Annotated in this window: 13 protein-coding genes; 5 read left to right on the top strand and 8 right to left on the bottom strand. The window is 67.3% G+C overall.

Features of this window, described 5'->3' with window-relative positions; genetic code table 11:
* Positions 1 to 35: 35 nt before the first annotated feature.
* Both fdhD and ACE3T8_RS09820 read left to right on the top strand, forming a co-directional pair.
* Entirely contained in the window at positions 36 to 881 is an 846-nt protein-coding gene (gene fdhD, locus ACE3T8_RS09825) for a formate dehydrogenase accessory sulfurtransferase FdhD (RefSeq protein ID WP_374608914.1), read from the top strand.
* Positions 878 to 3,268 carry an FdhF/YdeP family oxidoreductase gene (locus ACE3T8_RS09820; RefSeq protein ID WP_374608912.1) on the top strand — a complete coding sequence of 797 codons (2,391 nt, stop codon included), beginning with the start codon at positions 878 to 880 and terminating at the stop codon, positions 3,266 to 3,268. Before fdhD ends, ACE3T8_RS09820 begins: the two co-directional genes overlap by 4 nt.
* Here ACE3T8_RS09820 and ACE3T8_RS09815 read toward each other — a convergent pair.
* From ACE3T8_RS09815 to ACE3T8_RS09795, 5 genes are all read right to left on the bottom strand, one after another.
* A complete protein-coding gene (locus tag ACE3T8_RS09815) occupies positions 3,265 to 5,541 on the bottom strand; it encodes a thiamine pyrophosphate-dependent enzyme (protein WP_374608910.1) in 2,277 nt (758 codons plus the stop codon). The two genes, ACE3T8_RS09820 and ACE3T8_RS09815, sit on opposite strands and share 4 nt — an antisense overlap.
* 50 nt (positions 5,542 to 5,591) lie before the next feature.
* Positions 5,592 to 6,245 carry a glutathione S-transferase family protein gene (locus ACE3T8_RS09810; RefSeq protein ID WP_374608908.1) on the bottom strand — a complete coding sequence of 218 codons (654 nt, stop codon included), beginning with the start codon at positions 6,243 to 6,245 and terminating at the stop codon, positions 5,592 to 5,594.
* The gene (locus tag ACE3T8_RS09805) at positions 6,242 to 6,796 is read right to left on the bottom strand and encodes a GNAT family N-acetyltransferase (RefSeq protein ID WP_374608907.1); all 555 of its coding nucleotides are present in this window, start codon (positions 6,794 to 6,796) and stop codon (positions 6,242 to 6,244) included. The genes ACE3T8_RS09810 and ACE3T8_RS09805 overlap by 4 nt, the downstream gene beginning before the upstream one ends.
* Positions 6,797 to 6,900: 104 nt before the next feature.
* Entirely contained in the window at positions 6,901 to 8,064 is a 1,164-nt protein-coding gene (locus ACE3T8_RS09800; RefSeq protein WP_374608905.1) for an acyl-CoA dehydrogenase family protein, read from the bottom strand.
* Positions 8,065 to 8,277: 213 nt separating this feature from the next.
* Positions 8,278 to 9,054 carry a glycine zipper 2TM domain-containing protein gene (locus ACE3T8_RS09795; protein WP_374608970.1) on the bottom strand — a complete coding sequence of 259 codons (777 nt, stop codon included), beginning with the start codon at positions 9,052 to 9,054 and terminating at the stop codon, positions 8,278 to 8,280.
* A gap of 154 nt (positions 9,055 to 9,208) precedes the next feature.
* On the opposite strand from ACE3T8_RS09795, the gene ACE3T8_RS09790 reads away from it, so the two are divergent.
* Positions 9,209 to 9,439, top strand: coding sequence for a DUF6116 family protein (locus ACE3T8_RS09790; protein ID WP_374608903.1), 231 nt, complete (start codon positions 9,209 to 9,211; stop codon positions 9,437 to 9,439).
* A gap of 8 nt (positions 9,440 to 9,447) precedes the next feature.
* A complete protein-coding gene (locus ACE3T8_RS09785) occupies positions 9,448 to 10,215 on the top strand; it encodes a TatD family hydrolase (protein ID WP_374608901.1) in 768 nt (255 codons plus the stop codon).
* A gap of 130 nt (positions 10,216 to 10,345) precedes the next feature.
* Here the strand turns inward: ACE3T8_RS09785 and ACE3T8_RS09780 are convergent, their stop codons facing one another.
* On the bottom strand, positions 10,346 to 11,140 hold the full coding sequence (locus ACE3T8_RS09780; RefSeq protein ID WP_374608899.1) for a ThiF family adenylyltransferase: 795 nt from the start codon (positions 11,138 to 11,140) through the stop codon (positions 10,346 to 10,348).
* 228 nt (positions 11,141 to 11,368) lie between these two features.
* Here ACE3T8_RS09780 and phaR point away from each other — a divergent pair, with 228 nt between their 5' ends.
* Entirely contained in the window at positions 11,369 to 11,860 is a 492-nt protein-coding gene (gene phaR / locus ACE3T8_RS09775) for a polyhydroxyalkanoate synthesis repressor PhaR (protein ID WP_374608897.1), read from the top strand.
* Positions 11,861 to 11,937: 77 nt separating this feature from the next.
* On the opposite strand, the gene ACE3T8_RS09770 is transcribed toward phaR, so the two are convergent.
* Together ACE3T8_RS09770 and ACE3T8_RS09765 are read right to left on the bottom strand one after the other, a co-directional pair.
* Complete coding sequence (locus ACE3T8_RS09770; RefSeq protein WP_374608895.1) at positions 11,938 to 12,828, bottom strand: M48 family metallopeptidase; 891 nt, start codon at positions 12,826 to 12,828, stop codon at positions 11,938 to 11,940.
* Positions 12,829 to 12,881: 53 nt separating this feature from the next.
* Complete coding sequence (locus ACE3T8_RS09765) at positions 12,882 to 14,687, bottom strand: SUMF1/EgtB/PvdO family nonheme iron enzyme (protein ID WP_374608893.1); 1,806 nt, start codon at positions 14,685 to 14,687, stop codon at positions 12,882 to 12,884.
* Between the last annotated feature and the right edge of the window lie 11 nt (positions 14,688 to 14,698).

Here is a 14,698-nt window from a genome sequence, read left to right as displayed (position 1 = left end):
ATGCCGCGCGGAGAGTGCGGCGCTATCCTGCCGTGGTGAACGCACGCATCCGACACCCCGACACGACCGAAGGCGCGGCAGTGCGCACCGTGCAACGCCGCGACGGCCACGGCGCGCGCCATGTCCGAGACGAGGTCGCCTGCGAAGTCCCGGTCGCCCTGCACTACAACGACCAGCCATTCGCGGTGCTGATGGCCACGCCCTGCGAGCTGGCCGACCTCGCCCTTGGTTTCTCGCTCAGCGAGGCGTTGATCCGCAAGGCCAGCGAACTGCAGATCGACGGCATCGATGAATCGGTCGACGGCATCGCCATCCGCATGCGCATTCCGGACGCGCGCCATGCCGTGCTCGCCGACCGCCAGCGCAACCTGCCGGGTTACGGCAGTTGCGGCGTCTGCGGCAGCGCCTCGATCGAATCGGTATTGCGCGCGCCACCACGCATCGCCAGCGAGTTGCGCATCGAGGAAGCGGCCCTGCATCGCGCCCTCGCCGCCCTGCACCAACGGCAACCCCTGAATGCCGCCACGGGTGCGACCCATGCGGCGGGGTTCTCGGATCGCGATGGCACCTTGTTGCTGGTGCGCGAGGACGTGGGCCGGCACAACGCGCTGGACAAGCTGATCGGTGCGATGGCGTCCGCCCGCATCGATGCGGGCGATGGCTTCGCCATCGTCACCAGCCGCGCCAGTTACGAGCTCGCCATGAAAGCCGCGCAGGTCGGCATCCCGCTGCTGGCGGCGATTTCCGCGCCGACCACGCTGGCGATCGCGCTGGCCGATTCCGCCAGGCTCTGCCTGGTCGGTTTTGCCCGCGATGGCCATTGCGCGGTGTATGCGCATCCCGAGCGACTGGCTCTCACCTCAGCAGAGTCGTCGCGATGAGCGAGACCCCGAAGATCGCGCCCTACGGCGGTCCCGCCGGTGGCTGGCCGGCGCTGAAATCGGTGACTGCGCACCTGCTGCAGCAGGACATTCCCGTTCTCGGTGCGAAGACATTGCTGTCGGCCAACCAGCCGGACGGTTTCGACTGTCCCGGCTGCGCCTGGCCGGATCGCGAACACACCTCGACCTTCGAGTTCTGCGAGAACGGCGCCAAGGCGGTCGCGTTCGAGGCCACCACGCGCCGGGTCGGACCGGACTTCTTTGCGCAGTACAGCGTCACCGACCTCGCCCGCTACAGCGACCACTGGCTGGAAGACCAGGGCCGGCTGACCCATCCGCTGCGTTACAACGCGAAGACGGATCGTTACGACACGATCGCATGGGACACGGCGTTCAAGTTCATCGCGTCGAAGCTCAACGGGCTCGCGTCGCCGAATGAAGCGATCTTCTACACCTCCGGCCGCACCAGCAACGAAGCGGCATTCCTCTATCAGCTATTCGTGCGCCAGTTCGGCACCAACAATTTCCCCGACTGCTCGAACATGTGCCACGAACCCTCCGGCGTGGCGCTAGGGCAGCAGATCGGCGTCGGCAAGGGCACCGTGTCGCTGCAGGATTTCGAGGAAGCCGACCTGATCCTGGTGTTCGGGCAGAATCCCGGCACCAACCATCCGCGCATGCTCGGCGAACTGCGCCGCGCGGTGAAGCGTGGGGCCAGCGTGCTGGCGTTCAACCCCTTGCGCGAGCGCGGGCTGGAGCGCTTCGCCGATCCCCAGGACGCGCTGGAAATGCTCCACGGCGGCTCGACCAGGATCGCATCGGACTACTACCAGTTGCGCATCGGCGGCGACCTGGCCGCGGTCACCGGGATCATCAAGCACGTGCTGGAGCGCGGCGCACGCGCGCACGCCGAAGGCAAGCCTGCCTTGCTCGATGAAGCCTTCATCGAGACCCACACCGAGGGCTTCGATGCACTGCTCGCCAGCGTGCAAGCCGCCGACTGGCGCGAGATCGAACACGAATCCGGCCTGACCGAAGCACGCCTGCGCGATGCCGGCGAGCGCTTCCTGCGCGCCGAACGCGCGATCGCCTGCTGGGGCATGGGCATCACCCAGCACAAGCGGTCGGTGGCCACGATCCAGATGCTGGTGAACCTGATGCTGCTGCGCGGCCACATCGGCCGGCCCGGCGCGGGGATCTGCCCGGTGCGCGGGCACAGCAACGTGCAGGGCGACCGCACGATGGGCATCCATGAAAAGCCATCGCCTGCCCTGCTCGACCGGCTGGGCCAGGTCTTCGGCTTTGAGCCGCCGCGCGAACACGGCGTGGACGTGGTCGGCGCGATCGAGGCGATGCGCGATGGCCGCGGCAAGGTGTTCTTCGCGATGGGCGGCAATTTCGCCACCGCCACGCCGGATACCGACGCGACCCACGCCGCGCTGCACAATTGCGAGCTGACCGTGCATGTGGCGACCAAGCTCAACCGCAGCCACCTGGTCCACGGCAAGCATGCATTGATCCTGCCCTGCCTGGGTCGCACCGAGATCGACGTGCAGGCCGCCGGGCCGCAGGCAGTGACGGTCGAGGATTCGATGAGCATGGTCCACCTCTCCGCGGGCATCAACGACCCGGCATCGCCGGACTTGCTGTCGGAACCGGCGATCGTCGCGCGGCTGGCGCAGGCCACGCTGGGCAAGCGCAGCGACACCCCGTGGCGCTGGCTGGTCGAGGACTACGATCGCATCCGCGACCAGATCGCCCGGGTCTTCGAGGACTTCCGCGATTTCAACCAGCGCGTGCGCGTGCCGGGCGGTTTCCGCCTGACCAACACCGCGGCGCAGCGGCAATGGAAGACCGCGACCGGCAAGGCGAATTTCTTCGCGCATCGCCTGGCCGAGGACGACCCGCTGCCTGCGCCGCCCGATGCTCGCGTGTTCACCCTGACCACGGTGCGTTCGCACGACCAGTACAACACCACGATCTACGGCCTGCAGGATCGCTATCGCGGCGTGCACGGCGAGCGCAGGGTGCTGTTCGCGAATGCCGAGGATATCGCCGTGCTCGGGTTCGAGGTGGGCGAACGCGTCGACATCGAAAGCCTGCACCGCGACGGCGTGCGCCGCATCGTGCGTGGCTTCCTGCTGGCCGCATACGACATCCCGCGCGGCTGCCTGGCGGCGTACTACCCGGAAACCAATCCGCTGGTGCCGCTGGACAGCTTCGCCATCGATGCGCGCACGCCGACCAGCAAGGCGATCCCGGTCCTCCTGCATGCGCACGATGCCGCAGCGGCAAATGTGCAACCGCGCGACATCGCGGCAACGCTGGTCGGCAGCAAGCGCGAAAAGCCGCCGTTGTCGGCGCGCAAGTCGCGCAAGAAGCCCTAGCCCGCCGTGAGTGCGTCCGCCGCCGACACGATGTCCTCGTCCTTCGGGATCACCAGGAACGCAGCAGCCGCGAGCGGCGTGTAGGTATCCGCGCCGACCACGCGCTTGAGCGGCTTGCCGCCATGGCCCGCTTCGGTGATCGCGGTGATCACGCCCTCGCCGATGCCGGCGCTGAAGCGACCTTCATCGACCACCAGGATGCGCGTGCACTCGCCCGCATGTCGTGCAATGGCCGGTGCGTTCAACGGGACCAACCAGCGCAGGTCGATCACCCGGACCTTCCAGCCATGCTTCTGCTCGATCCGGCGCGCGGCGCGCAGGCTCATCGGCATGCCGTTCCCATAGCTGAAGATCACGCAATCGGTCGCGTCGCCGTTGTAGACGCGCTCCTCGCCGAGCACCAGCGCCTGGTCCGGCGCGGGATACTCGGTGAGCCACTGGCCGTCGCCCGCCTCGTACAAATCTTTCGTCATGTACAGCGCGATCGGCTCCAGGAACACGCTGACCCGGCCGTCCACCTTGGACAACGCCGCCAGCGTACGCAGCATCATCGCCGCATCGTCGCCACGCGAGGCGCAACCCACGACGAGCCCGGGGATATCGCGCAACGCAGTCATCGAGTTGTCGTTGTGGAAATGGCCGCCGAAGCCGCGCTGGTACCCCAGACCGGCGATGCGCACGACCATCGGGTTGCGGAACTGGTCGTTGCTGAAGAACTGCAACGATGCCGCCTCGCCGCGGATCTGGTCGATCGCGTTGTGCAGGTAGGCCAGGTACTGGATCTCCGGGATCGGCAGCATGCCCATGTTGGCGAAGCCCTGGGCCATGCCCAGGATCATCGTCTCGTCGAGCAGGGTGTTGAACACGCGCTTGTTGCCGAAGGCCTTGTGCAGGCCCTTGGTCACCGTGTACACGCCGCCCTTCTGCGCCACGTCCTCGCCGAACAGCAGGGTCTCCGGGTACTTCGCGAACAGGTCGTGCAGGGCCTGGTTGATCTGGATGGCAAGGTGCTTCGGCACCTGCTTCTCGGGCAGCTTGTCCTCGCTGCCGAAGGCCTTGATGCGTGCATCGAGCGCAGGTGCGCGCGTGGCTTCCGCCATCACCTTGTCCGGCGTGTACGGCGCCAGCGGACGCATCACGTGCTCCAGCGTCTCGATGCGCGGGCGCTGGTCGGCATCCTCCGCTGCGGCGAAGCACTTCCTGCGCGTGTCCTCGTACAGCGCGATGACCTCGTCCTTCGACATCAGGCCGGATTCCAGCGCGATCTGCGCGGAACGCAGCAGCGGATCGCCCGCCTCGACCGCGCACAGTTCCTCGATGCTGCGCCACTCGATCTCGAAGTCGGTGCCGGCGTGGCCCATGATCCGGGTGGTGCGCAGGTGCAGGAACGTCGGGCGGCGCGTGCGGCGGCAATGTTCGACCGCGCGTTGCACATCGGCATAACCGCTGGCCAGGTCGAGGCCGTCGGCGAAGAAATAATCCAGGTCGGGACGATTGCGGAAACTCTCGCCGATCCAGCCGGTCGGCGTCTTCACCGAGATGCCGATGCCGTTGTCCTCGCACACGTACAGCACGGGCGCCGGCAGCTTCTGGTAAGCCGTCCACGATGCCGCGTTGAACGCGGTCTGCGCGGTCGCGTGATTGGCGGATGCGTCACCGAAGGAACAGATCGCGATGCTGTCGTCGGGAATCGGCAATTGGTGGCCGATGCGGCGCGCGGCCTCGATGGCGACCGCGGTGCCCAGGGCCTTCGGCAAGTGGGATGCGATCGTCGAGGTCTGCGGCAATACCCACAGCGGCCTCGAACCCCAGACCTTGTGGCGGCCACCGGACGCCGGATCCTCCGCACTGGCGGCAAAGCTCAGCGCCGAATCCATGATCGGGTCCATGCCCGGCAGCTTGCGGAAGCGCTCGGCCATGAAGCCGCCGCTGCGGTAGTGCAGGAACGCCGGATCGGTATGCCGCGCGGCGCGCGCGACCATCGCATTGCCTTCGTGGCCGCTTGATCCGATCGTGTAGAAGACCTTGTTCTGCACGCGCAGCACGCGCGCCATCAGGTCGAGGTGCCGGCTGATCAGCTGGGACTCGAACAGCTCGCGGAAGCCGCGCGCGTCCAATGCGCTGCCGTCGAGGATCGCCTCGTCCGGCGCGGGTTTCGCATCGGGACGACCATCCCACGCTTTCACCAGTTCGCTGAAATTGACGTCGCAAACCTCGGCGCGGTTGACGCCCTTCATGCGTGCGGGGATCGGATTCGGGATGGTGGCGAACATGGGGTTCTCCCCCTCGCCCGCTGGCGGGAGAGGGTCGGGGTAGGGATGGTTCAGTGCGATTGGTCGATCAACACCTGCGCGGCGGGTTCCGGTGCAGGCAGCGGCAGAAAGCCCGGGGTGGCTTCCACGCGCGACAGCCAGTCGCGAAGCGCGGGATAAGCATCGAGGGCGATGCCGCCGTGCGGTGCGACGCAGGTATACGCGTAGAGCGCGACATCGGCGATGCCGTAGTCGCTGCCGGTGAACCAGGGGTTCGCGGCGAGGTGTCGCTCCATGACAGCAAGCGCCGCATGCCCGCACTGCCGAAGCACCGGCAAGCCTGCGCGGCGCGGCGAATCCGCCGGCGTCCAGCCGCAGATGAAGCGGGCGACGGCGATGTACGGCTCATGGCTGTACTGCTCGAAGAACAGCCAGCTCAGCGCCTGTGCCTTCTGCCATGGATCTGCGGGCAGGAACGACGTGCCATCGGCCAGCCAGCACAGGATCGCGTTCGACTCGACCAGCACGCAGCCGTCGTCGAGCTCGATCATCGGCACCTTGCCGTTCGGATTCTTCGCCAGGTATCCGGGCGTGCGCGTTTCACCGATCGCGCTGTTGGTCTCGATCCAGCGGTAATCCCGATCAAGACGGCGGCCAAGTTGCTCCAGCAGCAGCTTCACCTTGTGGCAGTTGCCGGAAGGCGAGAACCCGTAGACGGTGATCATGCCGCGCTCCCGTTGCGGCGGGCGAACCACGCTTCGCGGGTCTGGCCCCAGACATCGACCACCACGTCCTGGAACGGCGGCGGCAGCTTGCCCGGTCCCTTCATCAGCGAACCCAGGCGCTTCGCCACGTTCTGCGAGGCGATGTTGCCGGGATCGATGCAATGGATGATGTCATCCCAGCCGAGGTTGGCGAAGGCCCAGTCGATCGCGGCGGTGCCCGCCTCGGTCGCGTAGCCCTTGCCCCAGGCGCGCGGGTGGAAACCGTAGCCGATCTCGTTGCCCGGCCAGCCTTCCGGCTTCCACGGCCCGATCTGGCCCATCCACAGGCCACTGGATTTCTCGACCACGCCGAACATGCCGAAACCCTGGACCAGCCAGGCACCGGGTTGCCAGAGGAAGCGCCGCCACGCTTCCGCGCGCGTCACATGGCCGCCGATGAAGCGGGCAGCGTCCGGGTGTGCCTGCATCTCGGCGAACGCGTCGAAATCCTCCGCGCATGGCACACGCAGGATCAGTCGGTCGGTTTCGAGGCGAATATCGGAGAGCGGCATGGCAAGAATCTCCGGATTCGTCATCCCGGCGAACGCCGGGATCCAGCATTTCAGTCAGATTCCAAGAGCCGGATTCCGGCCTTCGCCGGAATGACGAGCAAAAATCAGAACGCGTTGATGCCGGTCAGCTCGCGGCCGATCACCAGCTGGTGCACGGTTTCCGTGCCTTCGTAGGTGATGACCGATTCCAGGTTCAGCGCATGACGGATCGCGGCGTGCTCGGTGGTGATGCCGGCGCCGCCGAGCAGGTCGCGACATTCGCGGGCGATGTCGATCGCCATCCGGCAGTTGTTCCACTTCGCCAGCGAGACCTGCGCCGGCTGCATGCTGCCGGCATCCTTCAGGCGACCGAGCTGCACCACCAGCAACTGCGCCAGGGTGATCCGGCGCGCCATCTCGGCCATCTTGATCTGCGCACTCTGGGTGGCCGCGACGGGGCGGTCGAACAGGATGCGTTCCTTGGTGTAGTTCAGCGCCTCGTCCAGGCAGGCGATCGCGGCGCCGATCGGCCCCCAGGTGATGCCGTAGCGCGCCTGGGTCAGGCAGCCCAGCGGGCCCTTCAGGCCCTTCACGTTGGGCAGGCGGTTGGCGTCCGGCACGCGCACGTTGTCGAAGAACAGCGCGCTGGTGACCGAGGCGCGCAGCGACATCTTGTGCTTGATTTCCTGGGCGCTGAAGCCCGGCATACCCTTCTCCAGCACGAAGCCCTGGATGCCGTCCTCGGTCTGCGCCCAGACGATGGCGATGTCGGCCAGGTTGCCGTTGGTGATCCACATCTTGGACCCATTGATCAGCCAGTCGTCGCCGTCGCGCACGGCGCGGGTCTTCATGTTGGCCGGGTCGGAACCACCGTGCGGTTCGGTCAGGCCGAAGCAGCCGACGACCTTGCCCGCCGCCATGTCCGGCAACCAGCGCATGCGCTGTTCCTCGGACCCGTAGGCATAGATCGGGTACATGCACAGCGAACTCTGCACGCTTACGAAGCTGCGGATGCCGCTGTCGCCGCGCTCCAGTTCCTGGCAGATCAGGCCGTAGCTGACCGCGTTAAGCCCCGCGCAGCCGTACTTCTCCGGCAGCGAGGAACCCAGCAGCCCCATCTCCGCAATCTCGGGGATCAGTTCCTTCGGGAAACGGGCCTGGTCGAAGGCGTCGCCGATGATCGGGATCACCCGCTCGTCGGTGAAGCGCGCCACGGTGTCCTGCACCGCGCGCTCTTCTTCGGTCAACAGGGAACGGACATCGAACAGATCGTAGGGAGGCAGGGCCATGGCGGTCGCATCGGGGCTGGCAAACCGCCATTGTAGTCGTGCAGGCCGCACAACCGGCACCTGCGATATGACCAGCCATCACCGCCGAAATGCCGCCGTTTCAACGAAAGCGATGCGATTCGCCAGCGGCATCGCCATGACGCCGGAAAAAGTCGGCGGGGCCGGATCGCTCCGGCCCCGCCCGGGCCTTGCGCGGTTGGTACAGTCCCGCGGTCAGCCGTGCGGGTCGCGCGCGATCGACGCCACCTGCGTCACCACCTGGCCATCGAGCAAGGGCACGCGCTCGCCCGGCGGTTGCGCCATGCGCACGCTGCGGATGTCGCCATCCAGCATGTAGCGGACGTCGTAGGCAACGGTGCGGTCGTCCGTGCCCAGCGCGATCTGCTTGCCGGGTTTCCGGTCCGTCTGCATCGTGCCGGTCGTGCCATCCGGGTTCCGGTAGGTCACGTTCCAGGCCACGGAGCGCGAGGAGGTCGATGTGTTGTTGACCGTGCGGCAGCGCCGGTCGACGCGGTTAACCACCTGGCCGCCCACGTGATTGCGGTCGACCCGGTTGCCGATGAAGCCGCCGGCCACTGCGCCAGCGGCAGTCGCCGCCTTGCGGCCATTGCCACCGCCGACCTGGTTGCCGACCAGGCCACCGATCAGTGCGCCGGCCACGGTGCCGCCGACATTGCCGTCGCGTTCCGGCATGCGTTCCTGGATCGCCACGTCCTCGCAGACCTGTTGCGGGGTGGTCGTGGTACTGGATTCGCGCACCGGATCGGTACCGATGACCGTGGCGTAGCGCTCTTCGCGCTCGATCACCGGCTCCACGCTGACGACATCGGCGTAAGCCAAGCCATTCGCCGCATCGTCGGCGGCACGATACGCGCCATCGACGGCCATCGGGTTCGTCGACCCACGATCATTGTTGTTGATGAAACCGGCAGTGGCCACGCCACCCACCAGCAGCGCGCCGAGCGCGATCGCAAGCGTATTGCCCTTCACCATGGTCTCGCCTCCTGCGTCCTGTGACGGGGCGATTGCAGCATGGCCAGTCTGAACACCCCCGGAGCCGAAGCCTCATGCGAGGGCAAGCGTTCACGCTTGTGCAGAGCGCGTGCATGCTAGCGTTCGCGGCAATCGACAAGGATCCTTCCCCATGCCCAATCCCCTGCTCGCACCGGTTCTCGGCTGGTTCGGCAAGCTGAGTTATCCGCGCCTGTTCCTGGTGACCGCAGCGCTGTTCGTGGCGGACATGCTGATCCCGGACATCATCCCGTTCGCGGATGAATTGCTGCTCGGTCTTGGCACCCTGCTGCTGGCGAACTGGAAGCGGGTCAAGCCGCGCCGCGGTCCCGCCACCATCGACGGCGATTCGCGACAGGACTGACCGCGCGCATGCTGGTCGACAGCCACAGTCATTTCGATGCGCCGGAATTCGATGGTGACCGCGCCGCGGCGCATGCGCGCGCACTGGCGGCTGGCGTGCACACGCAAGTGCTGCCCGCCGTCGACGCCGCAGGCTGGCCTAAACTGAAATTGGTGTGCACCACATTCAGCGGCCTGTTCCCGGCCTACGGCCTGCATCCGATGTACCTGGAGGCGCATCGACCGCAGCATCTTGCCGAGCTGCGCGACTGGATCGAGCGCGAAGCACCCGTCGCGGTCGGCGAATGCGGGCTGGACCATTTCGTCGAAGGCCTCGATCTCCAGGCGCAGCAGTTCTATTTCGATGGCCAGCTTCGACTCGCCCGCGAGTTCGACCTGCCCGTCATCGTGCATGCGCGGCGCGCGGTGGATGCCGTGATTGCATCGATACGCAAGGTCGGCGCGTTGCGCGGCGTGTTGCACAGTTTTTCCGGCAGCGCCGAGCAGGCGGCGCAATTGCACAAGCTCGGCTTCCTGCTGGGCATCGGCGGGCCGGTGACCTACGAACGCGCGAACCGGCTGCGCGGGATCGTGGCGACGATGCCCATCGATCAGCTGCTGCTTGAAACCGATGCACCCGACCAGCCTGATTCCGCCCATCGCGGCGAACGCAACGAGCCGGCGCACCTGCCGAACGTGCTGCAGGTCGTTGCCGACCTTCGCGGCATGCCGGCTGCAGAACTCGCGATGGCGACAACGGCGAATGCGGAACGGCTTTTCAACCTTGCGGCCACCTGAGCGAGTGGGTGTGGGCAGGCGGGTGTCGACCAGAGCAGGCCATGGATGGCCTGCTGCCGCGCATCGGCACAGGATGTGCCGACTAAGCGGCTGGTGATACCCGCCTGCCCGCACCCACTCGGGGCAGCCATCAAGCCCGCTTCGGCTTCAGCAACATCTCCAGCACCTTCCCGACCGCCGCGAACGCGAACGCGCCGGTGACATGCGTGGCCGCGCCCAGGCCCGCGCCGCAGTCCAGCTTCAGGGCCTCGTCCTTGCCCAGTTGCGGGCGGATGCCGCAGACGCTGCCGTCGGCCTGCGGATAGCGCACGTTCTCCAGCGAATAGATCGCCGGCACGCCGAAATAGCGGTCGTGGTTCTTGGGGAAATTGAACTCGCCGCGCAGCTTCTTGCGGATCAGCGAGAGCATCGCGTCATGCTCGGTGCGCGAGAGGTCGCGCACGCGCACCTGGGTGACGTCACTGCGGCCACCGGCGGAACCGACGGTGACGATCGGCTGCTTGCGGCGGCGGCAATACGCGATCGCCTCGACCTTGCTGCGGAAGCTGTCGCAGGCATCCAGCACCAGGTCGCCGGGCGCATCCAGCAACTCGCCGAGGTTCGACGGGGTCAGGAACTGCTGCCTGAGGTCGAGGTCGATGCCGGGGTTGATCGCGCGCAGGCGATCGCCCATCGCCTCGACCTTGGCGCGCCCGTACTGGCCTTCCAGGGCAGGCAACTGGCGATTGGTATTGGAGACGCAGAGATCGTCGGCATCGACCAGGGTCAGCTTGCCGATGCCGCTGCGCGCCAGCGCCTCGACCGCCCACGAGCCGACCCCGCCGATGCCGACGACGGTGACGTGGCATGCATGCAGGCGCGCCAGCGCGCCGCTGCCGTACAGGCGATCGATGCCACCGAAGCGTTCGCGCAGGCTGTTATCCATGCAGTCCAGTCTAACGATCGCGTTTCGAATTCGCGCACTGCAGTTGGACACATTGCCCCCTGAGTCAGGGGGCGATTCGCGCCATAGGCGCGAATGGGGGTCTGGAAGCACGTAGCGGGGCCCGAAGTTTGCGCAGCAAATTTTGGGAACTCCTGGGCGTAGCCCGGGAGTTGCAACCCCTGCTGCACTGCGCCATGCTGCAGCCAGCGCCGCTAGAGTGTTTGCTCCATGACCGCAACCCGCGTGATCAAGAAGTATCCGAACCGTCGCCTCTACGACACCGAGATCTCCAGCTACATCACGATCGAGGACGTGCGCCAGCTGATCATCGACGGCGAGACCTTCGAGGTCCGCGATGCCAAGACGGGCGACGACCTGACCCGCCAGGTATTGCTGCAGATCATCGCCGAGCACGAACAGGACGGGCAGCCGATGCTGTCCACCCAGTTGCTGAGCCACCTGATCCGCTTCTACGGCGATTCGCTGCAGGGCTTCATGGGCAACTACCTGGAGCGCTCGATGCAGTTGTTCCTGGACCAGCAGCAACAGTTCCGCCAGCAGATGGGCGGGCTGATGGGGCAGACGCCATGGACGATGCTGAACCAGCTGACCGAGCGCAACATGGAAGTCTGGAAGGATTTCCAGAAGAACCTGGTCGGCGGCATGGGCAGCCCGACCGGCAGCGCGCAGCGGGACCGCGATCCGCGCAAGCCGCGCTGACGCAGGCGCGATTCGCTTCGATGAAAAACGGGCCTCGCGGCCCGTTTTCGTTTGCCTCGAGCAGGGAATTCGCAGGCTCAGGACGCGCCACCCGCGGCGCAATACTTTTCGCGGAACGCCAGCGCCTTCGGCATCAGCGACTGCAGGTGCTGGATCCGGGTTTCGGGACTGGGATGGGTAGAGGCGAATTCGGGCGGACTCTGACCGCCGCTCGCCTGCGCCATCCGTTCCCACAGCGGCACGGCCTCGCGCGGGTCGAAGCATGCCGCGGCAGCCAGCATCAGTCCCACCTCGTCCGCCTGTGTTTCGTGGGCACGCGCATACGGCAGTGCCGAGGTCACGCCATAGGCCGACATCACCGTCTGCATGGTGCCCGCGTCCATCCCGCCGGCGGCACCGGCCATCTGCCCGATCTGCTCCAGCTTGCCGCGCGCCATCCGTTGCGCGCCGTGGCGCATCAGCGCGTGGGCGATCTCGTGGCCCATCACCGCCGCCATGCCGTCCTGGTTCTTGGCCACCGGGACCAGGCCGGTGTAGACCGCCATCTTGCCGCCGGGCAGGGCGAACGCGTTGGCCTGGTCGGACTGGATCACGTTGACCGTCCATTCGAAACCGGCGGCGAAATTGCGTGCCTCGATGCCGCGCTCGGCGGCCAGGTCGCGCTCGACTTCGTCGACCTTGTCGATCAGCCGCGTGGCGATGCCGCTGATCTGCCGGGCGATTTCAGAATTCGGATCGACTGGCCGTTCCTGGCTGAGGATCTCGCGGTAGGCCTGCAGGCCCAGGGCGCTTTCCTGGTCGGCATCCAGGGTCTTGTCGATCAGCACCTGCTCGCCGGTGTAAGGGTCCACGGTGCGATTGGAGAAGTAGTAGTACGCGCCATACAGCAGCAACGCGCCCACCACCAGCAGGCGCAAACCGCCGCCACGGCCGCGTGATTGCCGGTTGCCCATCGGATCCTGGTTCATCGCCCCGCTCCCTCTTGTTGGATTTTCCGTACCGGACGGTTGCCCGGCGACCTTCAGATCTGCCGCACCAGCCGGAACCCGATCCGCGCGTTCGTCGCATCGGTCCCGCCGGATGCACGCCAGGCCGAACGCACCTGCGCCGGCGCGCTGGCCCACGACCCCCCGCGATACATGCGGTTGCGACAACCGGGATTGATCCACGCCGCGCCGGTCGCCGGTGCCCGTCGATACCCTTGGTGCCAGCAATCGGCCACCCACTCGGACACATTGCCGGCCATGTCGTGAAGGCGGAATGCATTCGCGGCGAAACTGCCCACCGGCGCAGGTCCCCACCAGCCGTCCCCGTAGCCCGCGAAGGCATTGCTCCAGCGCCGTCCCTGCGGCGACGCATCCAGGGCGCCGGTCAGGTTTTCCACGCCTTCGGGTGGTGCGCCGCTGCCCCACGGAAAGCGCGTGCTGCTGCCAGCGCGCAAGGCATGTTCGAATTCGGCCTCGCTGGGCAGGCGGTAATGCGCGCCGGACTGTTCGGACAGCCACGCCGCGTAGGCCTCGGCATCGCGGGCGGTGACATGGATCACCGGCATGTCCGGTGCCGCCGGTCGGCCGTCGTACCCGGAACGCCAGTCGATGCCGCTGCCACGGACGAAGTTGCCGCTGCGCACGTCGTAGGCGAGCGAGTGGCCGCGTTCGGTGGCGCGCGCTTCGTAACCGCTGGCGGCGATGAAGCGACCGAACTCGCCGACGGTGATCTCGTGCCGGGTCATCGCGAAGCCGCGTTCCAGGCGGACCAGGTGGCGCGGCTGCTCATCCTTGCTGGCATCGGCTTCGTCGTCGGGCGCGCCCATGTGGAACGCGCCGTGCGGCACCACCACCAGGCCCGGACCGCGGCTGCCGTCGTCGAGCCCGTCGGTGAACACCTGCCCCGGCCGGAACAGCCCGTAATGGCCGACCAGGTCGATGCGCTGGCGCAATTCCACGCTGGCCGGGTCGCCGGCATGGGCGATCAGCAGGATGTCCGCCAGGCGTTCGCGCGCCACCCGCAAGCCGTCCGGCTCGCCGAGCGCGATCAGCCCCTCGTCGCGCAAGCGGCGCACGCGTTCGGTGCGCATGACCTCGATCCGCGCTGCCGCTGCGGCGATCGTCTGCGGGTGTTGGCGCACGCGCTGCGCGCGGTCCAGTTCCGCGTTCGCGGCGGCGAAATCGCCTTGCATCGCGGCGGCTTCGGCACGCCGGATCAACGCTGACTCCACCGCGCCGATGCCAAGGTGCGCGCGCATCTGCCCGGGACGCAGCTGCAAGGCCCGGTGGAACGCGTCCAGCGCACCACCGGGCGTGTCCAGTTCGCCGGCCACCAGCGCCCGCATGCCGGCCAGGCTGCGCTCGCGCGCCTGCTCGGCGGCATCGACTTCGCGCAGGTAGGCTTTTGCACGCGGCGCATCCGGCCACAAGGTGCGCAACACGGTGGCATGGCGTTGGGCGAAGCGCAGCGCCGCCAGGTCATCGTCGGCGGCATCCAGTGCTGCGTTCGCCTGTCCGATCAGGGCGGACTGCGCGCGATCGAGCAGCTTCGCATCGCCTTCGTCGCCGGGATGCTGGCGTTGCAGCGCGATCAGGATCGGGATCGCCGAGGCGCTGGTCTCGAACAGGTCGCCCTGCGCCAGCGCGCGTTGCGCGGCCTTGCGCGCGGCCGCGGGATCGTCGACCTGCACCGCCGGCAGGCTCCAGCTGAGCACGCCGGCCAGGGCATCGTCGCCGCTGATGCTGACGCTGCCGGCCGGCAGTTCCGGCTGCGCGGGCAACGGCAACGGCGTTGCGGGTGCGTCCGGCTTGCAGGCGACGAACACCAGCGGCAACAACATGGCGATGACGG

Origin of the sequence: Thermomonas sp. (assembly GCF_041919455.1) — a bacterium.
GTDB lineage: Bacteria > Pseudomonadota > Gammaproteobacteria > Xanthomonadales > Xanthomonadaceae > Thermomonas.
The sequence above is the reverse complement of the archived record's forward strand: the minus strand, read 5'-3'. Positions and strand labels throughout refer to the sequence as shown.